The following is a 23,358-nucleotide window of genomic DNA, read 5'->3' on the forward strand; positions in this document are numbered from 1 at the left end:
GTTTTTTATGAAAAGATATTTTGCTGTTAGAGGTGGAGTTGGCGATTTAACTAAGCCAGATGTAAATGCAAGACCACAAGACAATCTTTATTTAGCTGTGAATTCAGCTTGGCAAGCTCAAGCTGAAATCCCTGAAGATAAGGTTGATGCAGGGATCAATGATGAATTAGATACCAGAATTGAGAAGAAGTTAATTAATGACTTAAATGAGATACTAGAGCAAACGGTTGCGGTGCCCAAAGTGCCTAACTTTGATAAAGCTGTAAAACTTTATCAATTGGCAAAAGACTTTACTCGTCGTGATAAAGAAGCTGCAGAACCAATTCAAGAAGATTTAAAAGCCTTGCTATCTTTGAAGGATTTCAAGGAGTTGGTTGAACTGGCAGGAGATTTGAATAACACATATTTAACTTTGCCATTTAGCTTTTCAGTCGAGGCTGACATGAAAAACACTAAGGTCAATGTCTTGAATTTTGCTGGACCGGGAACTTTTTTGCCTGATACGACTAGCTATGAAGCTGAAGATGCAACAAGTTTGCTTGAAATTTATCGAAAGCAAACCTTGCACTTGTTAGCAATGGCAGGGGTTGCTGAAGATCAAGTAAAAACTTTGATAGAAGCAGGTTTTGCTTTTGATAAGAAATTGGCTAAAGTGGTTAAGTCAACTGAAGAATGGTCAGATTATCCAGCAGCCTATAATCCTGTATCTTATGATAAATTTGTTGCTAAGTTTGAATCTTTCCCAATGGCATCATTCTTAGAAGAAATTCTACCTACTAGCGTTGAACGGGTAATTGTACAAGAACCAAGATTCTTAGATAGTGCTGAAGAATTAGTAAACCCAGATAACTTTAAAGAACTTAAAGGCTGGATGTTGATTCGCTTTATTAATGGGGCAGCCGGCCTACTATCACAAGAATTTCGTGAAGCAGCCTTTCCATTTGCACAAGCACTTAGTGGCCAACCCAAATTAATTCCTCAAGAAAGACATGCCTATTACATAGCTAATGGATCATTTAGCGAAGTAATTGGAATCTATTATGGACAAAAGTATTTTGGTCAAGATGCTAAAGCCGATGTTACTGATATGATCAACAAAATGATTGGCGTATATGAAGATCGAATTGCTAATAATACATGGTTATCTGACGAAACTAAGAAAAAAGCAATTGTTAAATTACGTTCATTAGTTTTGAAAATTGGTTATCCAGAGAAGAATCAAGCTATTTATGATTTATTAGAAATTGATCCTAATAAGAGTCTTTATGAAAACGAAACAGCAATGTCAAAGGTTATGGTTAAGTATCAACTTGATCAATTAACTAAACCAGTTGATCGTTCTGTGTGGTTGATGCCAGCAAACATGAACAATGCTTGCTATGATCCACAACGTAACGATATTACTTTCCCTGCGGGAATTTTGCAGGCGCCATTCTATGACCTACATCAAAGTCGTGGGCAAAATTATGGTGGTATCGGTGCTACTATTGCTCATGAAATCTCACATGCCTTCGATAATAATGGCGCTAAGTTTGATGAACTTGGAAATATGACTAATTGGTGGACCGATGAAGACTATGCTGAATTTAATCGTCGCACACAAGCAGCAATTGATCTTTACGATGGCTTAGAATACGGTCCAGCTAAATTGAATGGTAGACAGATAGTTGCTGAAAACATTGCCGACTTGGGTGGTTTAACTTGTGCAATTCAAGCAAATAAAGGCGATCAAGGCGAAATGACCGATTTATTTGAAAATTATGCTCGCTCTTGGGCGCAGAAACAACGTCCAGAAGCGATTAAAACTGAGGTTGCCGTTGATGTTCATGCACCTCAACCAACGAGAGTTAACATTCCTAGTCAATGTCAACCAGAATTTTATGAAACGTATCAAGTTACTCCTGAAGATGGTATGTGGCTTGAACCAGAAAAGCGAGTAACTATTTGGTAATGAAAAAGATCATCCGCAGAAAAACTACGGATGATCTTTTTACTTGGGTATATATTTAAAATCAGGATTTTGTTCGCGGTCAAGTTTAGCCCAAGCATCTTCTAATTGTTGATAGATAATTGCTTCATTTTCCTTGGTCAACTTAACTTTAGGATCCAAATATATTGGCTCGCCAATGCATACTTCAAGTCCTTTACGTTTCAGTAACCCACTAAATGTCAATGGGCCTTGATAAACTACAGGTAATAGTGGCTTTTTGGATAATTTAGCAATTACTAATGCGCCACCTTTTAACTCGGACGAATGTCTGGTTCCAGAAGGGAAAATGATTAATGATTTTTCGCCTTCTTTTAAACCTTTGACCGGTATTTTTAAAACTGAAGGTCCTGGATGTTGACGATCAACAGGAAAGGCATGTGCATGACGTAAAATGAAAGCTAAAATTGGATTTTTAAAAAGCTCGATTTTTGCCATGAACATAAATTCCATGGGACTTGCTGCCAAGGCAAACAAAATCGGTTCCCACCAAGTGCGGTGAGGAGCGACAAGGATATAGTTCCCTTCAGGAATACGTTCTTTATGATGAACATGTAGGTGACCATTTAGTACCCATACAATAGAACGGGCAATAGGTCTGATAATTTGATAAAACATAAAAACCCTCCAATGATGTAAAATAATTATAGCAGAATCACTTGAGAGGACAAATTTTTTATGATAGAGCTAAAGGAAAATGAACGTATTGACTACATGTACAATGATCAATTAAAAATTATTCAAGACAAAAAGGCTTTTAGTTTTTCTCTAGATACGTTGTTACTTGGTTATCTAGCAAAAAAGGCTATTAAAGATCGTTCAAAGGTAGTTGATTTATGTGCTGGAAATTGTGCCGCTACAATCTATATGGCTTATTTTAATTGTGCTAAATATGATGCAGTTGAAATTCAACCAGATATTGTATCGCAAGCTCAAAGATCTTTAGCCTTGAATCATTATGAAAATCGGATCACGGTACATGAAGGTAATGTGGTCGATGCTCCGAATTTTTTACGTAAAGACTCTTATGACATAGTTACGGTTAATCCCCCATATTTTAAAGTCCCAAAAGGGCACGAGGTGAATCCTGATCCCAAAAAAGCTATCGCAAGACATGAAATCTTGGTTAATTTAGAAGAAATTATCAAAACTGCAAGTGACCTATTAAAGATGAAAGGGAAGATGTTCATGGTTCATCGCCCAGAGCGTCTAGGTGAGATTGCATATTATTGTATGAAATATGATCTAGCTTTGAAATTAGTTCAACCATTTGTGTCTCATCCTAAAGAAGATACCAATTTGATTGTTATTGAAGCAGTTAAACATACAGCTTTTGATGGAACGGTATTAAAGGATGCAATTTTGGTTCATGATCAAAATGGTGACTTTACTCCGGAAATTATGCAGGTAATTAAAGAAAAATCCCAAAATAGCAGTAATCAGAAAAAGTATTATTTTTATGTACTGTTGTGTAAAGATGGTAGTTTCTATGGTGGTTTTACCGATGATCTTGAGCATCGAGTATCGATGCATAATACCGGTAAAGGGGCAAAATATACCAAGAGTCGAAGACCAGTAAAACTCATTTATCATGAAGAATTTTTAGATAAAAAATTGGCATTAAAGCGTGAGTACTGGTTTAAACATCATGATCGCAAGTGGAAAGAAAAATTTTTAAGTGAGCATGAAGTTGAGTGGAATGCTTGCAAATAGGAAAATTTTTTTGTATTATTTTAAGGTATGCTGTAAAAGCATAAAAACACATCAAGAGCGATCGATATTATGGTGCCTAAGGTAGTGGTCAAATATCGAAATGAACGCTTGAGAGGATTAAAACCTAGGAGGAATTTTATTATGACAGTTGTATCAATGAAGCAATTGCTTGAAGCTGGTGTCCACTTTGGTCACCAAACTAGAAGATGGAACCCAAAGATGGCTCCTTACATTTTTACTCAAAGAAATGGTATCTACATCATTGACTTGCAAAAGACTATCAAGATGTTAGATGATGCCTACAACTTTGTTAAGGACGTTGCTCAAGAAGGTGGCGTATTCTTATTCGTAGGTACTAAGAAGCAAGCTCAAGATTCAATTGCTGAAGAAGCAACTCGTGCAGGTCAATACTTCGTTAACCAACGTTGGTTAGGTGGTACTTTGACTAACTGGACTACTATCCAAAGCCGTGTTAAGAGATTAAAGCAATTAAAGGAAATGTCAGAAGACGGTACTTTTGATGTTCTTCCAAAGAAGGAAGTTGCCCTTTTAACTAAGGAAATGGAAAAATTACAAAAGTTCTTGGGTGGTATTGAAGACATGCCAAGAATTCCAGATGTTTTATTCGTAGTTGATCCAAAGAAGGAAAAGATCGCTGTTCACGAAGCAAACATTTTGGGTATTCCAGTTGTTGCTATGGTTGACACTAACACTGATCCAGATCCTGTTGATGTAGTAATTCCTTCAAACGATGATGCTATTCGTGCAACTCGTTTGATCGCAGGTGCTATGGCAGATGCTATCATCGAAGGTCAACAAGGTAAAGATGACGACCAAACTGTTGAAGTAGACTTCGAAGAAAATGCTGACGGTTCAGAAGAAGTCGTTAGTGCTGAAGAAGTAGACGAAGACCAAGAATAATTATCATTCCATTTTTAGGAGGACTAGGCATGGTTCAAATTACTGCAAAGCAAGTTAAAGAATTGCGTGATCGTACTGGCGCAGGTATGATGGATTCTAAGAAGGCTTTAGTTCAAGCTGAAGGTGATATCGAAAAGGCTATCGATATCTTAAGAGAAAACGGTGTTGCTAAAGCTGCTAAGAAGGCTGGACGTACTGCTGCTGAAGGTTTAGCAGAATTTGCTGTTGACGGAAACAACGCTGTTTTAGTTGAAATTAACTCAGAAACTGACTTTGTTGCAACTAATGACAAGTTTGTTAAGCTTGTAGATGACGTAACTAAGGCTATTTTGGCAAATAAGCCAGCTAACCTTGAAGAAGCATTGAATGCTCCAATGGCTGACTCAACTATTGGTGAAGTAATTACCAACATGACTGCAGTTATTGGTGAAAAGATTACTTTGAGAAGATTTGACCTTCTTTCTAAGAGTGATGATGAAGTATTTGGTGCATACAAGCACAATGGTGGTGCTATTGTTGCTGTTGCTACTTTAAAGGGTGGTAACGAAGAAGCAGCTAAGAACGTTGCAATGCACGTAGCTGCAATTAACCCAGAATACTTAGACAAGGCTTCTGTTCCCGCAGATGAATTAGAACGTCAAAAGGCTGTATTCACTAAGGAAACTGAAAACGAAGGTAAGCCTGAAAAGATTATTCCTAAGATCGTTGAAGGTCGTGTAAACAAGTACTTAAGCGAAATCTGCTTAGTTGATCAACCATACGTTAAGGATGGCGATATGACTGTTGCTGAATACGCTAAGTCACAAAATGCTGAAGTTGTTGCCTTTACTCGTTACGAAGTTGGTGAAGGTATCGAAAAGAAGCAAGAAGACTTTGCTGCTGAAGTACGTGAACAAATGAAGTAATGATATTACTTTAAGGATGGACTAGTTCCATCCTTTTTTTGTATAAAAATTTCACTACAATTGTTTAAGTTATTCCACTTTCATTGCTTTTAATGGTAGAATAATTAGAGCTATTATAGGAGGTTGCTATGAGTCAAGTTAAGTACAAAAGAATTATTCTAAAAATATCAGGTGAAGCATTAGCAGGAGAAGAAGGAACTGGCATTGATCCTACTGTTATTGCGCACTTAGCACAAGAAATTAAAGCGGTTCATGACTTAGGCGTTGAAGTCGGAGTAGTCTGTGGCGGTGGAAATATGTGGCGTGGCGAAACCGGTGCTAAATTAGGTATGGAACGTGCACAAGCTGATTACATGGGGATGTTGGCTACCATTATGAATGGATTAGCTTTACAAGACGGATTGGAGCATATTGGTGTTCCTACTCGTGTACAAACATCAATTGAAATGCGCCAAATTGCTGAACCATACATAAGAAGAAAAGCTATTCGTCATTTTGAAAAGGGCCGAGTAGTAATTTTCGGTGGTGGTACTGGAAACCCATACTTCTCAACTGATACTACTGCAGCATTAAGAGCAGCTGAAATTGATGCTGACGTTATACTTATGGCTAAAAATGGCGTCGACGGCGTATATTCTGCAGATCCAAAACTTGATCCAACTGCAACTAAATATGCAGAATTAACTCAACTTGATTTGATTGCGAAGAATTTAAAAGTTATGGATAGAACTGCAAGTTCATTATCAATGGACACAGATATTCCATTAATTGTTTTCAACATTAACACTCCAGGAAATATTCAAAAGGTAGTTATGGGTGAAAACATTGGTACGGTAATTGAAGGAGGAAAAAATAATGGATAATGAAGCAATTGTAAAAGCTAAAGAAAACATGGAAAAATCCATCAAAGTTTACCAAAGAAACTTGGCATCAATCCGTGCGGGTGTTGCAAATGCAGGATTATTAGAAGGTGTTAGGGTTGAATACTACGGTGTTCCAACCCCATTAACTCAAATGTCTAGTATTACTATTCCTGAACCACGTGTTCTTTTAGTTACTCCTTATGATGTTAACAGTTTAGACAATATTGAACACGCTATTTTAGCTTCTAATTTGGGCTTAACACCGGCTAATGATGGTAAAGTAATCAGATTGGTTATTCCACAATTGACTGGTGAAAGAAGACAAGAAATTGCTAAACAAGTAGGTAAAGAAGCGGAAGAAGCTAAGATTTCTATCAGAAATATTAGACGCGATGCGATGAACTCACTTAAGAAGCAACAAAAAGACGACGAAATTACCGAAGACGAACAACGTAACCTTGAAAAGCAAGTTCAGAAGGTTACCGATGATGCAACTAAAAAAATCGATCAACTTGCTGATACTAAGAGAAAAGAAATTACTCAAGGTAACTAATGAGTAATAAAGAAAACGAGCTGAATCATCTAGCTATCATTATGGATGGCAATGGTCGTTGGGCTAAAAAACAACATCGACCAAGAATTTATGGTCATCGCATAGGAATGGATAACGTTCAAAAAATCACTTTGGCAGCTGACAGGTTGGGAATCAAAGTGTTAACGCTATATGCTTTTTCAACTGAAAATTGGGCTCGACCAAAAGAAGAAGTAGCATATTTGATGAATTTGCCTGTGCGTTTCTTCGACAAATATATGCCTACATTGATAGAAAATAATGTTAAGGTAAACATAATGGGGTATCTCGATGAGTTACCTCAGAAAACCTATGATGTTGTTAAAAAGGCGATGGAACAAACGGCACAAAATACTGGTCTGATTTTAAATTTCGCATTTAATTACGGTTCAAGAAAAGAAATTGTGACAGCTGTTCAAGAACTTGCTAAAGAAGTTGAAGAAGGTAAACTTAAAAGTACTGAAATTGATGAGCAAGCGATTAGTCAGCATCTTATGACTGCGAAGTTTAAGGAGTTTGGGGATCCAGATTTGCTTATTAGAACATCTGGTGAACAAAGAATCTCTAATTTCTTATTGTGGCAAATTGCGTATTCAGAGCTTGCATTTAGCAATAAAAATTGGCCAGATTTTGATGAAGATGATTTAAAGAATTTTGTAGAAAATTACCGTCATAGAGATCGTCGCTTCGGTAAAATTGATGAGTCGGAAAGTTAAATATAGATAGAAATGAAACAACGTGTAATTACGGCAATTGTTGCCTTGATTTTATTTATTCCAATTATCCTTCTAGGTGGTTTATGGATAGATTGGTTGACTGTTGCTCTAGCGGCAGTAGGAATTAGTGAAGTCTTCTTAATGAAGAAGCAGTTACTAGTTTCAGTCGATTTTTTATTGGCGTTACTAGCTACATTGACATGGACAGTGCCAGACGCATTTATAAAAGGATTGCCATGGCATTGGACAAAATATGGTGTATATTTTGCACTAATAATGTTATTACTTACATGGACAGTACTTTCAAAGAATAAAACAACTTTTGATGATGTCGGTGTTTATACCATTGCATCATTATATATTGGTACAGGGTTCCATTATATGGCAGCTATTAGAAATTACTCCAATGGTTTGGCATTGCTCTGCTACGTATTTGTAGTAGTTTGGGCAACTGATATTGGTGCTTACATGATCGGTCGCAAGATTGGTAAGCATAAGTTATGGCCTGTAATTAGCCCAAATAAGACTTGGGAAGGTTCAATTGGGGCAGTTGTTTGTGCTTTAGTATTTGTAGCCATTTACTTAGCATTTGTAAAAATTGATTTCTCTCAAAGTACAATGCTCATTTTGGCTTTCTTCTTATCAATTGTAGGTCAAATGGGAGATTTAGTTGAGTCAGCATACAAACGCTATTATGGTGTAAAAGATTCAGGTAAGATTTTACCAGGACATGGTGGAATTCTTGACCGCTTCGATAGTATGCTGTTTGTATTGCCTGTCGTTGCGGCTGTGTTAGGGATTATGCATTAGGAAGTTGATTGCTTTTGAAAGGTATATTGATCTTTTTAGTAGTTTTTGGCTTGCTCGTGTTCGTTCATGAATTCGGGCATTTTGTCGTGGCAAAAAAATCTGGCATCTTAGTTAGAGAATTTTCGATCGGCATGGGGCCTAAACTATTTCAAGTTAGAAGAAGTACAACGACATACACGATTCGTTGGTTGCCTTTAGGAGGCTATGTTCGACTTGCAGGTTCTGATGATGAAGCCAAATTAGATCCAGGAATGACTGCAGTTTTAGCTTTCAATGATAATGACAGAGTTGTTAGAATCGATGCTTCCGAATCGGACTTACCAATAGAAGGAGTACCTGTTCAAGTTACTAAAGCCGATTTAGTTGATGAGCTTACAATTACCGGTTATGAAAATGGTGATGAATCGGTAGAGAAAACTTATCAAGTTGAACCAACAGCCACAATTATTGAGAAAAATAAAACGGAATTGGTAATTGCTCCTAGAGATAAACAGTTCCAAGAAGCTAAGGTTTGGCAGAAATTGGCGGTTAACTTTGCTGGCCCATTCATGAATATAGTTTTAGGGTTCGTGGTTTTCTTAATATGGTCAATCACTAGTCCTGGACCAGCAACTACTACTGTCGCTCGTACTTCGACAAACAGCCCAGCAAGACAAGCTCAAATAATTAAAGGCGATAAAATACTTGCTATTAATGGCAAAAAGATGTCCTCTTTTGCAGATATCTCAATTGCTATTGATGAAAGCAAGGGAAAACAGCTTGATATAACACTTGAAAATAATGGTAAAAAGCGTCAAGTTCAATTGACACCAAAAAAGACAGCTGATAAGTCTTATCAAATTGGAATTTTAGCAGCAACAAATGAAAGCTTTGGTGTTAAACTCCAGCGAGGCTGGACAACTGCAGTGGGAACAACCGGTCTGATTTTCAATGCGGTTGGCAATTTGTTCAGACACTTTAGTTTGAACAAGTTATCTGGTCCAGTTGGGATTTATTCTCAAACGGCTCAAGTATCTAAAATGGGTCTGACTTATTTACTAGCTTTTTTAGCAATGATCTCGATTAACTTGGGAATTGTAAACTTGATTCCAATTCCAGGTTTAGATGGCGGAAAATTATTGCTTAACTTAATAGAACTAGTAAGAGGTAAGCCAATTTCAGAAGAACATGAAGCGATTGTTGAGCTAATTGGATTTGCTCTGCTTTTGATTTTGATTATTGCTGTAACCGGTAATGATATTTATCGCTATTTCATTAAATAAATTAGGAGGAAAATGGAAAAGATGCGTCAATCACAATTTTTTATGCCAACTTTAAAAGAAGCACCATCTGATGCAGTGGCTGAAAGCCACAAGCTGATGTTGCGTGGAGGTTATATTCGTCAGGTAACAGCTGGGGTTTATTCATACTTGCCATTAGGTTACCGCGTTTTACGCAAGGCAGAAAAGATCATGGAAGAAGAAATGGAAAAGATCAACGTTCCGGAAATGATTATGCCTCACTTTTTGCCTGCTACTATGTGGCAAGAATCGGGACGCTACAAAAAGTATGGCGATGAAATGTTTAAATTGAAGGATAGACATGGCCGTGAAAGTCTTCTGGGACCAACTCATGAAGAAACCTTCACAGAGATCATTGCTAAGAATTTAAAGAGTTACAAGCAAATGCCAATTGCATTGTATCAAATTCAAACTAAATTCCGTGATGAAAACCGTCCTCGTTTTGGTTTGTTACGTGGCCGAGAATTTGTGATGTTAGATGCATATAGTTTCGCTGCAACTAGAGAGCAATTAGATCAGCAATTTGAAGATGAGGCTCGTGCCTTTAAAGCCATTTTTGATCGTTGTGGTGTTAAGGTACACCCAGTTATTGCTGATTCAGGAACAATGGGTGGTAAGAATTCAACTGAATTCCAAGCACCAGCAGCTATTGGTGAAGATATTATTGCGACCAACCAAAGCGGCACTTATGCAGCTAATTTGGAAATGGCGAAGAGTATCGATACTTTTAAGCAGGAACCTGAGGCTTTAAAAGAATTGACCAAAGTTGCCACTCCAAATTGTGATTCAATTGAAAAATTGAGTGAATTCTTGAAGGTGCCTGCTACTAGAATCGTTAAGAGTATTTTGTTTATTGCCGATGATAAAAAAGTCCTTGTTTTAATTCGTGGTGATAAGCAAATAAACGAAGTAAAGCTTGGTCATGTCCTTGATGCTGATGAAGTTAGAGAAGCAACTCCAGAAGAATTATTGGAAATCACAGGTTCTGCAAAGGGCGGAGTTGGCCCAATTGATGCCAAATATGCAGATAAAATTATTGCCGATGAGACAGTTAAAGACTTGTACAATGTAGTAGTTGGCGCCAATGAAACGGATTTCCAATTTACAAATGCTAACTTAGATCGTGATTTCAAAGTTGATGAATTCGCTGATCTTCGTACGGCTAATGAAGGTGAACCAGATCCAGTTGATCATGAACCACTTAAATTTACAACTTCAATTGAAGTAGGTCATATTTTTAAGTTGGGCACTTACTACACAGAAACTATGGGAGCAGATTTCCTAGATAATAATGGTAAAGCTCAACCAGTTATCATGGGTTCTTACGGTATCGGAGTAACTAGAATGTTGTCTGCAGTTGTTGAACAACATTTGACTAACAATGGTATTCAATGGCCAAAAGAAATTGCTCCATTCTCAATTCACTTGATTCAAATGAAGATGAATGATGAAGATCAAACTAAGCTTGCGGAATCAATTGAACATGCTTTGTCTCCAATTTATGACATTCTTTACGACGATCGTAAGGAAAGACCTGGAGTTAAGTTTAATGATGCAGATCTAGTTGGTGCACCTGTTCGAATTACTGTTGGACGTAAGGCAGCTGAAAACATTGTAGAAGTTAAGCGTGCGGGTGATGATAAATCCACTGAAATTCCAGTGAGCCAATTAGTTAACTTTGTGACTGAAGAGTTAGGATAATTATTGTGACAAATAAAAATGATTTGTTCTTAAAACTTTTAAAGCAAATCAGATTTCCGGATAGTTTCAAGGATAATGATATCCTTGAAAAAGGGGAAATTGAGAACGTGGATGTATACGCTAAGGAACATAAGTGGGATATCCACGTTCTTTTTGATACGCCACTAAAGTTTGAGACATACACCAATTTAAAGAAAGCGATTATTGAAAACTTTCATGACTTTGTAAATGTTGCTTTATTTGTTAAAACCAAAGACGGAGCTGATACATATTTACCAGAATATTGGCATTACCTTTTACAAAATTCACCTTCTTTGCAAGCCGTAACAAGAGAGTTTTTATTGAAGCAACAGCCTGAAAAGAATTCAGGTCGTTGGATCATACCGGTTGATAATAGCGTTGTAGACGGGCTGATTGAACAGAAAGCGCTTGATCAATTAGCGATGGAAGCTCGTGATCTAGGATTTTTCAATCTTAAGTTTATTACTAAGGTTGATCAAGCTGTTGATGATAATAATCTCTTGAGCTTACAACAGCTTCAAGAAGAACATGAACGCAATATGCAACAGGTGTTTGAAGCGACTCCAGATAAACCACAACCGAAGCCACAGCCTAAGCAATATCCAACAAGACGTAAAAATTATGGTAATGAAAAAATTGCTGATGATGCCACGATCACTCAAATTAAAGAATTAGAAGATGGCATGCATAATGTTGTAATCGAAGGTAATATTTTCAATATTGAAAAACATGAATTAAAATCAGGTTCAGTGATTTTTACAGGTGAGATAACAGATTACTCAGATTCGATTGCTTTCAAGAAGTTTGCGTCTAATCAGGAACAAATTGAAAAATTGTCGGAAATCAAAGCTGGTACTTGGGCCAAAATGCAAGGTTCGGTTCAGGATGATCAGTGGGAGCACGACTTAGTTTTAAATTTAAATGCAATTGAAACCATTGAACATGTAGGACGTCAAGAATCGTATCAGGGTGAGCAAAAGCGAGTAGAATTGCATTTGCATACTAATATGAGCCAACTAGATGCTACTAATACAGCAACTGATTTTGTAAAGGCAGCAAAGAATTTTGGACAAACAGCAATTGCAATTACCGATCATGGGGATGTTCAATCCTTTCCAGAAGCATATCAAGCTGGAAAGAAATTAGGAGTTAAGGTCTTATATGGCCTTGAAGCTAATATGATCGATGATCATGCTTTATTGGTATTAAATCCAGCAAACATGACTTATGAAGATCGTGAATTTGTAATTTTTGACGTTGAAACGACAGGTCTTTCATCAGTTTACGATACTATCATTGAAATCGGGGCCGTTAAGATGAAAAATGGTGAGGTAATTGAGAGATTCGACAAATTTATCAATCCACATCATCCTTTAAGCGAACAGACGATTAATTTGACTTCGATTACAGATGAAATGGTAAGTGCTGCTGATGATGAAGCTATTGTTATTAAACAGTTCCAAGATTTCTATGGGGATCGCCCATTGTGTGGACATAATGTTCAATTTGATGTTGGTTTTGTAAATGCTGCTCTACGTCGTAGTGGACTATCTGAAATTACACAACCTGTTGTTGATACTTTAGAAGTCTCACGCTTACTTCATCCTGAACAAAATCGTCACACGCTTGATTCATTAGCCAAGAAATATAATGTAGTCCTTGAACATCATCACCGGGCAAATCAAGATGCAGAAGCAACGGGATATTTGATGTTTAAACTTCTTGATGCCTTTAAGGAACGTTTCAATGAAGATAATTTAGGCAAGTTGAATGATTATGCTAATCAAGGGCAAGTCTATCGTCGTGCACGACCAACGCATATGTCTATTCTGGCAAAAGACCAAGTTGGCTTGAAGAATCTATATAAGCTCGTGTCCTTGGCAAGTACGACTTACTTTTACCGCATACCTCGAACTCCTAAATCTGATCTAAGAAGACTTCATGAAGGCTTGCTGTATGGTAGTGGATGTGCACAAGGTGAAGTATTTATTGCAATGATGCAAAAAGGGTATGATGAAGCCCGCGAAAAAGCCGAATTTTACGATTATCTTGAAGTTCAACCTCCAGCATCATACGAGCAACTAATTGCTGAACATTTAATTGCTGATGAAGCTGAATTACAAGAGATTCTAGCCAATATTTATAAATTGGGTAAGGAGCTAGGTAAACCTGTTGTTGCAACAAGTGATGCTCATTACGTAGAACCTCATGAGGCAATCTATCGGACGATTTTAATTGCGGCACAAAGAAGTAACCCTAATCGTAACAATCCTCAACCAGATCTTCATTTTTATACAACTCAAGAAATGCTTGATGCGTTTGCATTTTTAGGTAATGAAGCTGCTAAAGAAATAGTTATTGATAATCCAAACAAGATAGCTGAAAGCACTAGTGAAATTGCTCCAATAAAGGATGGATTATATCCACCTCATATTGAAAATGCAGACCAAGAGATGAAGGATTTGACATACAATAAAGCTTATGAACTTTATGGCAATCCTTTACCTGACTTAGTAAAAGATCGAATTGAAATGGAATTAAATTCCATTATTTCAAATGGATATGCGGTGATTTACTTAATTTCTCAACGTTTGGTGGCCAAATCAAATAAGGATGGCTATTTGGTAGGCTCACGAGGATCAGTCGGATCAAGTCTTGTAGCAACAATGTCTGGAATAACGGAAGTTAATCCTTTGCCACCTCATTATCGGTGTCCAAATTGTAAGTATTCACACTTCTATACTGAAGGAGAATATGGATCAGGTTATGACTTGCCTGATAAAGATTGTCCTAAATGTGGAACTCTAATGGTTAAAGATGGGCAAGATATTCCGTTTGCTACTTTTTTGGGATTCCATGGTGACAAGGTTCCAGATATCGATCTAAACTTTTCTGGAGACTATCAACCTGTAGCGCATAATTTTATTCGCGTAATGTTTGGACCGGACAATTCATATCGTGCGGGAACGATTGCTACGGTTGCAGACAAAACCGCTTATGGTTATGCCAAACATTATGATGAAGAAAATGAACTAAAATTGCGGACTGCAGAATTAGATCGTCTTGCTGCTGGAATAACCGGTGTTAAACGGACAACCGGACAACATCCGGCGGGCATTGTTGTGGTTCCTAACGACATGGATATCTATGATTTCACCCCTGTACAGTATCCTGCAGATGATGTGAATGCTGCTTGGTTGACGACCCACTTTGATTTCCATTCGATTCACGATAATATCCTTAAGTTTGATATTCTGGGTCACGATGATCCTACTATGATAAGAATGCTTCAAGATCTTTCAGGAGTAGATCCACTGACTATTCCGCCAAATGATCCAGGGGTGATGTCTTTGTTCTCAAATCCTGATATTTTAGGAGTTACGCCGGAACAAATACAATCTAAGACTGGTACTTTGGGTGTCCCTGAGTTTGGAACCCGTTTTGTACGAGGGATGTTGGAAGAAACCAAACCAACTACTTTTGCTGAATTGCTTCAGATTTCTGGATTGTCACATGGTACTGATGTGTGGTTGGGTAACGCAGAAGATTTGATTAATAATGGAATCTGTAACCTTAAAGATGTAATTGGTTGTCGTGATAACATCATGATGGACTTGATCCACTGGGGAGTAAAACCGGAAGTTGCTTTTAGTACTATGGAATCAGTTCGTAAGGGTAAAGGTATTAGTGATGAAAATATGGTAGTTCTTAAAGAGAACAAGAACATTCCAGACTGGTACATACCTTCATGTTTAAAGATTAAATATATGTTCCCGAAAGCCCATGCCACTGCATATATTTTGATGGCCTTACGAATTGCATGGTTTAAAGTTTATTATCCTGAAATTTATTACACTGCTTATTTCTCTGTTCGTGCTGACTTGTTTGATTTAATTGCTATGAGCCATGGTAAAAATACAGTTAAGGCTGCAATGAAAGCAATTCAAGATAAGGGTAATGATGCCTCTGCTAAAGACAAGAGTTTATTAACGGTGTTAGAAATTGCCAATGAGTGTCTTGAAAGGGGAATCAAGATTAAAATGGTAGACATCAATGAATCTGAAGCCTTGAATTTCAAGATAATTGATAAACACACTATTTTGGCTCCATTTAATGCGGTTCCTGGCTTGGGTGACAATGCGGCTAAGCAAATTGTGGCGGCGAGAACAGAACAAAAGTTTTTGTCAAAAGAAGACCTTGCTAAACGTGGAAAGGTTTCACAAACAATTATGAATTACTTTGAAGATAATGGCGTGCTTGAAGGGATGCCTGATCAAAATCAACTTTCACTTTTCTAAGCTAACAATTTTGAAAATGAATAATTGATATGATACAATATTTTTGAAGTTCGAATATGTAAATTCGAGTGAGCAGTAATGCTCACTCTTTTTATTGCGGAGGAAAGTTTTTGTCAAAAGTTATAGAACTAATTCGTTCAGAAATTGAACCAATTATTATCAAACAAAATGATGAACTAGTTGATATCGAGTACGTTAAAGAAAAGAATCAAAACTATCTTAGAATCTACGTTGATCGTGATCAACCGGGTGGAATTGATATCGATGAGATAGCTACTTTAAGTGAACTAGTTTCAGAAAAGTTGGACAATATTGAACCTGATCCTTTGCCTGACCCATATGTGTTGGAACTCTCATCTCCAGGTGCAGAAAGACCTATTAAGACACAACGTGATTGGCAACAAGCAAAAGGTCAATATATTCACGTAGGCTTATATCAAAAGATTGAAAACAACAAGATGTATGAGGGCACCTTGATTGATTTTGATGAGGATCAGATCGAATTAGAAATCAAAGTCAAGACTCGTAAGAAGATAATGACTATTCCTCGGTCACTGATTGCGAATATTAGATTTGCAATTGAATTTTAGAAAGGTTGATCAAAACTTATGTCGAAAGAAATGCTAGAAGCATTCGCTGTTCTAGAAGAAAAAAAGGGTATTAAAAAGGATTTAATCGTTGAAGCAATTAAAGCTGCTTTGGTTGCTGCTTATAAGAAAAATTACAACCAAGCTCAGAACGTGGAAGTTGAATTTAACGATAAAACTGGTAATTTTAAAGTTGTAGCAGTTAAAACTGTTGTTGATGAAGTTCAAGATGATCGTCTTGAAATTAGCCTTGCTGATGCGTTGGCAATTAATCGTGCTTACGAAGTGGGAGATGAAATCCGCTTTGAAGTAACACCAAAGAACTTTGGTCGAATTGCTGCTCAAACTGCTAAGCAAGTAATCATGCAAAGACTTCGTGAAGCAGAGAGAAATCATATTATTGAAGAATACTCACAATATCAGGATGAGTTAATTACTGGTACTGTTGAGCGTCGGGATAATCGCTTTGTTTATGTTACAATAGGCAATGTTGAAGCTGTAATGCCAGCACATGATCAAATGCCTAATGAAACATATAATCCTCAAGATCAAGTTAAGGTTATCGTGACTCATGTTGGTACTGACTCAAAAGGAGCACAAATTGTTGTTTCCAGAACTGCTCCAGATTTAGTTAAGAGATTATTTGAACAAGAAGTACCAGAAATTTATGATGGTACAGTTGAAATTGTGTCAATTTCTCGTGAAGCGGGGGACAGAACTAAAATTGCTGTTAAATCAGCCGACCCTAATATTGATCCTGTTGGTACTTGTGTGGGACCACGGGGTGCTAGAGTCCAAAATATTGTTAATGAATTAGGTGGAGAAAATATTGATGTTGTAAAATATGAAGAGGATCCATCTGATTACATTGCCAATGCATTGAATCCAGCAGAAGTTATTGCAGTTCAATTTAGTGATGAAGAAGATCAAAAGAGTGCTTTGGTCATTGTTCCAGATTATCAACTTTCATTGGCGATTGGTAAGCGTGGACAAAATGTCCGTCTTGCAGCAAGACTAACTGGATATAAGATTGATATTCGTCCTGAATCAGAAGTTGAGTTCGTTGATGAAGATAATTCTGATGATAGTGAAGAAATCTTATCTCAACCAGAAGTAGCTACTTCAGAGGAAGCTACAGCAGAAGATGTTGAAGATGTAGTTGAAAATGAAGAAAAGACTGCTGAAGATAGCACGTCTGAAAGTGATACAGAAGAGTAAGGATTGGTGATCTTTTGAAAAAAAGAAAAATCCCAATGCGGAAAGATTTACTAACTAATACGATGCAACCTAAAAAGGAGCTCGTAAGAGTGGTCATTGATAAAGAAAAAAATATTTCGGTTGATCCTACGGGGAAAAAACCAGGAAGAGGCGCATACGTTTCTTTGGATCCTGATAAGATTGCTTATGCAAAGGAAAAAGCAATCATCGAAAAGAGTCTAGGTGCAAAAGTTCCAGATGAATTTTATGATGAACTTTATCAATATGTAGATCATCAAAAGGCAAGAAAAGAATTGTTTGGTGATAAATAATTTGCAAAATCGAGAAAAAGCCCTTAATTTGCTAGGCTTAGCAACCAAAGCTGGGAAAATTATTTCTGGAACCGAAATGGTAATAGCCGGCTTGGAAAAGGGTAAAGTTAAATTAGTCGTTGTAGCTAGTGACTTACAAGCAAATACTTTGGAAAAAGTAACCAGAGTGGCCAGTAAAAAGCAGATTAAACTCGTTAATGAATTTTCTGCAGAGGAATTACGGCATGCGATCGGTAAGACGCGAAAAGTTTTGGCGCTTACTGATCAGGGATTTGCTAAAGCATTGGCTCAAAAATTAGAAAAGGAGTGTGATTAGATGACTAAAGCGCGAGTATATGAAGTCGCAAAGGAATTAGGCATCGATAATAAAGTGGTAGTCCAGAAGGCAAAAGAATTAGGCTTTGATGTTTCTAACCACATGTCATCTTTAGAAGATTCGCAAGTGAATCAATTAAAGAATAGTTTCCACACCTCCACAAATTCAAAAAAATCTGAAAAAGGTGGCAAAATTAAGATTTCAGTCTCTTCAATTCGTAAGAATGAAAAGAATACTACTGAAAATAAGAAAAACAATAATCGTCGTAAGAATCGTAATTCTAATAGACGTCGTAACGATCAAGATCGTAAAGATGAAAATCGTGCAAACAATAACACAAATAAGGTTGCTACAGGAGATTTGTTAAAGCAGTTTAAGCAAAAACAACGTGCTGAAGCAACTACGCTTAATAAGCAAACTCAAAAGGCTAAGGAAGAATACCACAAGTCTTTAAATACTTCAAAAAAGGAAGCGGAAGTTATTAATAAGCAAGAAAACACTAAGCAGGAAACTAATAAAGTAGAAAAGACTGAGACTAAAGTTATTGGTCCTAAGATTTTAAAACCATCTCCTGCTAGATTTAAGAAAGAAAATGATGACAGTCAAACAAAGTCATCAAAGAAAAACAATAGAAAGCCACGCTCTCAGTCTAAACCACAAATTGATGTTGCCGATGCGCCAGTTCCAAATAAAGAAGAACGTCGTAATGGTAATGGTCATGGACGTAATTCTGGCAAAGTTGGTAGAAAAGGCAAGAATCAATATCAAAATAATGAACGTGATAATGATAATGGTTCAGATCGTCAAGAAAGAAGACGTCGCAAGAATAAAAAACGTCAACAAGAACAAACTCCAAAGAAGCCAGTAACTAAGCGTAAAGAACGTCCATTACCAGAAACCTTGGTGTTTGAAGAGGGCATGAATGCTCAAGATCTTGGTAAGTTGCTTCACAGAGAACCAGCAGAAATAGTTAAGAAACTCTTTATGCTAGGGATTATGACCAACCAAAATCAATCACTTGATAAAGATACGATTGAATTGTTGGCTGCTGAATATGGTATTGAAGCGCAAGAAAAGGTTCATGAAGACATTTCTGATATCGATAAGATTTATGACAAGCAAATGGAAGCTTCTAAGGAATCGGAAAATCAAGAATCACGTCCACCAATTGTTACGATCATGGGTCACGTTGACCACGGTAAGACCACTCTTCTTGACCGTTTGCGTCATACTCATGTTTCAGCTCATGAAGCTGGTGGTATTACTCAGAAGATCGGTGCTTATCAGGTAAGATTGGATGATCGTTTGATCACTTTCCTTGATACTCCAGGACACGCAGCCTTCTCAAATATGCGTGCACGTGGTGCTGAAGTAACTGACATTGTTGTATTGGTAGTAGCTGCTGATGATGGTGTAATGCCACAGACAATTGAAGCGATTGACCACGCTAAGAGTGCTAATGTTCCAATTATCGTTGCCATCAATAAGATGGATGTTCCAGGCGCCAACCCAGCACATGTTACTGAACAATTGATGAAGTATGGGTTGATTCCAGAAGATTACGGTGGCGATACAATTTTTGTTAACATTTCTGCTAAGACTGGTGAAAATGTAGAAGATCTATTGCAAATGATTCTATTGCAGGCTGACGTGATGGAATTAAAGGCAGATCCTAAGCAAAAGGCTATTGGTACTGTAATTGAGGCTAGATTATCTAGAGGTCGTGGATCAGTTGCTGACGTTTTGGTACAACAAGGTACTTTACATGTCGGAGACCCGATCGTTGTAGGGAATACTTTCGGTAGAATTCGTACTATGACAAACGACCGTGGTCGTCAAGTTAAGAAAGCAACTCCATCTATGCCAGTTGAAATTACCGGTTTAAATGATGTTCCTGAATCAGCAGATAAATTAGTTGTCTTTGATGATGAAAAGACAGCTCGTTCAGTTGGTGAACAACGTGCGCAACAAGCATTGCAAAAGTCTCGTGAAAAAGTACAACATGTAACGCTTGATAACTTGTTTGCAACAATGAAGCGCGATAATATGAAAGAAGTTGACATTGTTCTTAAGGCAGACGTTCAAGGTTCAGTTGAAGCATTACAACAATCATTGGAAAAGATTGATGTTGAAGGTGTAAGAGTAAACATTATTCACTCTGGTGTTGGTGCTATTAATGAATCTGATGTAACTCTTGCTGGTGCTTCAAATGCCTTTATCATCGGTTTCAATGTAAGACCAACTGTAACAGCTAAATCACAGGCAGATTCTGAGGGTGTTGATATCAGACTTTACAGTATCATTTACAAGGCAATTGACGATGTTACTGCAGCTATGAAGGGTATGCTTGAACCAACGTTTGAAGAAAAAGTTACTGGTAATCTTACTGTACGTGAAACTTGGAAGGTTTCAAAGGTTGGGACAATTGCCGGTGCCTTCGTAGATTCCGGTTATGTAACTAGAGATTCTGGAATTCGTGTCATCAGAGATGGTGTTGTTGTCTATGATGGCAAGGTTGGTTCACTGAAGCGGTTCAAGGATGATGTCAAAGAAGTTAAGCAAGGTTTCGATTGTGGTTTGACTATTGAAGGCTACAACGATATTAAGCTTGATGACCAACTTGAAGCATACGAAATGCAAGAAGTTAAGCCTGATTAGATGATTTTTAGGAGAAAAAATGAAACACAGAGTAGGTCGTGTTGAAGGAGAAATCCTTCGTGAATTATCTAAGATCTTGCAAAAAAATATTCGTGATCCACGAGTAAATGAAATTACACTTACTGCTGTTGAATGTAGCAATGACTTATCATATGCAACGATTTACTATAGTTTGTTAAGCGAAGATCCTGCCAAGGAAAAAGAAGCTGCTTTAGGACTTGAGAAAGCAAAGGGCATGATGCGCCATTTACTAGGACAAGTTTTAACAGTTTATAAAGTTCCCGAACTAATCTTTAAGCGCGACAATTCAGTAAAATATGGTAGTAAGATTGATCGTTTGCTTGCTGAACTAAAAAAGCAAGATCAAGAACGTAATAATTAGTTAAAACGTGGGGATGACCCACGTTTTTTATTAGGTATAAAAATGTTGAATGGAATTTTAGTAATTGATAAAGATAAAGGCATGACAAGTGCAGACGTAGTTTATCATTTGAGAAAAGCACTACACATTAGAAAAATCGGTCATGCTGGAACATTAGATCCAGATGTTACTGGAGTTTTACCAATTGCCATTGGACAGGCAACAAAACTAATTGAGTTAATGCATCAACGTCCAAAAAAATATATAGGATCAGGCTTATTAGCGTATAGTACTGATTCATATGATATTTCAGGTCAAACAATATTGGCCAAGCCCGTTGAAGAAGAAATACCAGCAAACACAATCCAATCAGCTATGAACAGTTTTGTTGGTGAAATAACCCAAGTTCCTCCAATATACTCTGCAGTAAAAGTTAATGGTAAGCATTTATATGAATATGCAAGAGCTGGTATTCAAGTAGAACGCCCTAAAAGAGAAGTCACAGTTTATCAATATGATTTGTTGGACCAGCCTAATTATGATTTAGAAAATCAATCGGAGGATTTTAGTTTTATCGTTAAATGTAGTAAAGGAACATATGTTCGCTCACTAGTAAACGATTTAGGTGAAAAACTTGGACAACCTGCGGTTATGACTGGATTGCGCCGTATTGAAAGCTCTGGCTTTAAAATTGAGCAGGCGGTAAAATTATCTAAGATTGTTGACCATCCTGAATTAGTTGAGAATTACTTGCAACCAATTGATAGTTTCTTTACTCAGTACCCAATTATTAACTTAGATGAGGAAAATTGGCGAAAAGTTCAAAATGGTGCAATAATTCAGGTGAAAACGGATGCAAAAAAGTTGACTTTACGGTACAATAACAAAGTTAAGGCAATATACAAGAAAACTAAGCGAGGATATCAACCAGATTTGATGTTATTAGCTAATCAATAATGAAATGAAGGAATCTATTGTGCAATTAATCCATTTGAATTATCCAGTTGAAGAACATATTACCCCTAGCAAAGTAGTTTTGGCACTGGGTTTCTTTGATGGGGTTCACAAAGGACATAAGCGCCTTCTACAAATGGCCAAAGAAGTAGCAGAGAAGAAAAATTTGCCTTTGATGGTGATGACTTTTGATCGGCATCCTAGCGAAGTTTATGCTGGTAAAAAAGATTTTGCTTATATTGATGATTTAGATGAAAAAGCTGATAAAATGGCGCATGCTGGAGTAGACTATTTAGCAGTCATTAAATTTACAGAAGCTTTTAGCAAAATTTCTGGGCAAGAATTTGTTGATAATGTAATTGTCAAACTCAATGCTGACACAGTTGTAGCAGGTTTCGATTATACTTATGGTCCAAAAGATGTTGCTAATATGGAACATTTACCTGCTTTTTCAAAGGGTAGATTTGATATTGTAACTGTGCCTAAGCAGACAATGGATGGTCAAAAAATCGGCTCCACTGAAATCAGAAAGGCAATTGCTGATGGCAAGATGGAGTTAGTTTATGAATTATTAGGTCATCACTATGTAATGAGTGGTACTATCGGACATGGAAAACGAAATGGCCATAAGCTAGGCTATCCAACTGCAAATCTGGTTTGGAATAATAAAAAGGCGATTCCTAAAATTGGTGTCTATGCTACTAGAACATGGGTTGACGGAAAGTGGTATGACTCAATGACGAGTGTTGGTTATAATGTTACAATTGGCGATTCTCAACAAATTTTTATTGAATCAAATTTGTTTGATTTTGATAAGGATGTTTATGGTCAAAAGATGACGATTAAATGGTATAAGTATACTCGAGGAGAAGTAAAGTTTAACAGCTTTGCTGAATTAAAAGACCAATTGGCTAAAGATAAAACTGAGATTGAAAATTATTTTGCAAAGCTAGAGCTTGAAGAAAAATAATATATTTGATACAATTCTATACAAAGATCTCAATTTGAAAGAAGGGTGTCCATTGCGTAACTAATTTAGTTTAAAAGAAGCATAGTAAATAGTAATTAAAATATTAAAGGATTACTATGCACTTTTGACTATTTTAGTTATGACAAGGGACACTCTTTTTGTGTGCTCAAAAAGTCGAAAGTGTATTTCCTAGTAAG

The 23,358-nt window shown here is 37.0% G+C and carries 20 protein-coding genes; 19 read left to right on the forward strand and 1 reads right to left on the reverse strand.

Features of this window, described 5'->3' with window-relative positions; genetic code table 11:
- The first annotated feature begins 7 nt into the window (after positions 1-7).
- Complete coding sequence (locus tag BN52_RS00495) at positions 8-1,951, forward strand: M13 family metallopeptidase (RefSeq protein WP_008472068.1); 1,944 nt, start codon at positions 8-10, stop codon at positions 1,949-1,951.
- 39 nt (positions 1,952-1,990) lie between these two features.
- Here the strand turns inward: BN52_RS00495 and BN52_RS00500 are convergent, their stop codons facing one another.
- Complete coding sequence (locus tag BN52_RS00500; protein WP_008472069.1) at positions 1,991-2,605, reverse strand: lysophospholipid acyltransferase family protein; 615 nt, start codon at positions 2,603-2,605, stop codon at positions 1,991-1,993.
- Between the two features lie 60 nt (positions 2,606-2,665).
- Between BN52_RS00500 and BN52_RS00505 the strand changes: the two genes are divergently transcribed.
- The 18 genes from BN52_RS00505 (at position 2,666) to ribF (ending at position 23,161) form a co-directional block, all read left to right on the forward strand.
- Entirely contained in the window at positions 2,666-3,700 is a 1,035-nt protein-coding gene (locus BN52_RS00505; RefSeq protein ID WP_008472070.1) for a GIY-YIG nuclease family protein, read from the forward strand.
- Positions 3,701-3,841: 141 nt separating this feature from the next.
- Positions 3,842-4,621 (forward strand): 30S ribosomal protein S2, encoded by a 780-nt coding sequence (gene rpsB, locus BN52_RS00510; protein WP_008472071.1) that lies wholly within the window; start codon positions 3,842-3,844, stop codon positions 4,619-4,621.
- 29 nt (positions 4,622-4,650) lie between these two features.
- Complete coding sequence (tsf, locus tag BN52_RS00515; protein WP_008472072.1) at positions 4,651-5,526, forward strand: translation elongation factor Ts; 876 nt, start codon at positions 4,651-4,653, stop codon at positions 5,524-5,526.
- A gap of 128 nt (positions 5,527-5,654) precedes the next feature.
- Positions 5,655-6,389, forward strand: a complete 735-nt coding sequence (pyrH, locus tag BN52_RS00520) for a UMP kinase (RefSeq protein ID WP_008472073.1) — start codon at positions 5,655-5,657, stop codon at positions 6,387-6,389.
- On the forward strand, positions 6,382-6,942 hold the full coding sequence (gene frr / locus BN52_RS00525; RefSeq protein ID WP_040473262.1) for a ribosome recycling factor: 561 nt from the start codon (positions 6,382-6,384) through the stop codon (positions 6,940-6,942). The genes pyrH and frr overlap by 8 nt, the downstream gene beginning before the upstream one ends.
- Positions 6,942-7,676, forward strand: a complete 735-nt coding sequence (locus BN52_RS00530; RefSeq protein ID WP_008472075.1) for an isoprenyl transferase — start codon at positions 6,942-6,944, stop codon at positions 7,674-7,676. The genes frr and BN52_RS00530 overlap by 1 nt, the downstream gene beginning before the upstream one ends.
- A gap of 12 nt (positions 7,677-7,688) precedes the next feature.
- Positions 7,689-8,486 (forward strand): phosphatidate cytidylyltransferase, encoded by a 798-nt coding sequence (locus BN52_RS00535; RefSeq protein WP_008472077.1) that lies wholly within the window; start codon positions 7,689-7,691, stop codon positions 8,484-8,486.
- Positions 8,487-8,500: 14 nt separating this feature from the next.
- On the forward strand, positions 8,501-9,748 hold the full coding sequence (gene rseP, locus BN52_RS00540) for an RIP metalloprotease RseP (protein WP_040473263.1): 1,248 nt from the start codon (positions 8,501-8,503) through the stop codon (positions 9,746-9,748).
- A 21-nt stretch (positions 9,749-9,769) separates the two neighbouring features.
- A complete protein-coding gene (locus tag BN52_RS00545; RefSeq protein ID WP_040473266.1) occupies positions 9,770-11,467 on the forward strand; it encodes a proline--tRNA ligase in 1,698 nt (565 codons plus the stop codon).
- Positions 11,468-11,472: 5 nt separating this feature from the next.
- A complete protein-coding gene (locus BN52_RS00550) occupies positions 11,473-15,786 on the forward strand; it encodes a PolC-type DNA polymerase III (protein ID WP_008472080.1) in 4,314 nt (1,437 codons plus the stop codon).
- Between the two features lie 110 nt (positions 15,787-15,896).
- Complete coding sequence (rimP, locus tag BN52_RS00555) at positions 15,897-16,376, forward strand: ribosome maturation factor RimP (RefSeq protein ID WP_008472081.1); 480 nt, start codon at positions 15,897-15,899, stop codon at positions 16,374-16,376.
- A gap of 18 nt (positions 16,377-16,394) precedes the next feature.
- Positions 16,395-17,591, forward strand: a complete 1,197-nt coding sequence (nusA, locus tag BN52_RS00560; protein ID WP_008472082.1) for a transcription termination factor NusA — start codon at positions 16,395-16,397, stop codon at positions 17,589-17,591.
- 14 nt (positions 17,592-17,605) lie between these two features.
- Positions 17,606-17,902 (forward strand): RNase P modulator RnpM, encoded by a 297-nt coding sequence (rnpM, locus tag BN52_RS00565; RefSeq protein WP_094777107.1) that lies wholly within the window; start codon positions 17,606-17,608, stop codon positions 17,900-17,902.
- 1 nt (position 17,903) lies between these two features.
- Positions 17,904-18,218, forward strand: a complete 315-nt coding sequence (locus BN52_RS00570; RefSeq protein ID WP_008472084.1) for a L7Ae/L30e/S12e/Gadd45 family ribosomal protein — start codon at positions 17,904-17,906, stop codon at positions 18,216-18,218.
- Positions 18,219-20,876, forward strand: a complete 2,658-nt coding sequence (gene infB, locus BN52_RS00575) for a translation initiation factor IF-2 (RefSeq protein ID WP_008472085.1) — start codon at positions 18,219-18,221, stop codon at positions 20,874-20,876.
- A 19-nt stretch (positions 20,877-20,895) separates the two neighbouring features.
- The gene (locus BN52_RS00580) at positions 20,896-21,258 is read left to right on the forward strand and encodes a ribosome-binding factor A (RefSeq protein ID WP_008472086.1); all 363 of its coding nucleotides are present in this window, start codon (positions 20,896-20,898) and stop codon (positions 21,256-21,258) included.
- A 42-nt stretch (positions 21,259-21,300) separates the two neighbouring features.
- Positions 21,301-22,194 carry a tRNA pseudouridine(55) synthase TruB gene (gene truB / locus BN52_RS00585; RefSeq protein WP_008472087.1) on the forward strand — a complete coding sequence of 298 codons (894 nt, stop codon included), beginning with the start codon at positions 21,301-21,303 and terminating at the stop codon, positions 22,192-22,194.
- 4 nt (positions 22,195-22,198) lie between these two features.
- Positions 22,199-23,161: a riboflavin biosynthesis protein RibF gene (gene ribF / locus BN52_RS00590; RefSeq protein WP_169790190.1), complete on the forward strand. Its 963-nt coding sequence runs from the start codon at positions 22,199-22,201 to the stop codon at positions 23,159-23,161.
- Positions 23,162-23,358 lie beyond the last annotated feature (197 nt).

The organism is Lactobacillus gigeriorum DSM 23908 = CRBIP 24.85 (assembly GCF_000296855.1).
Lineage (GTDB): Bacteria > Bacillota > Bacilli > Lactobacillales > Lactobacillaceae > Lactobacillus > Lactobacillus gigeriorum.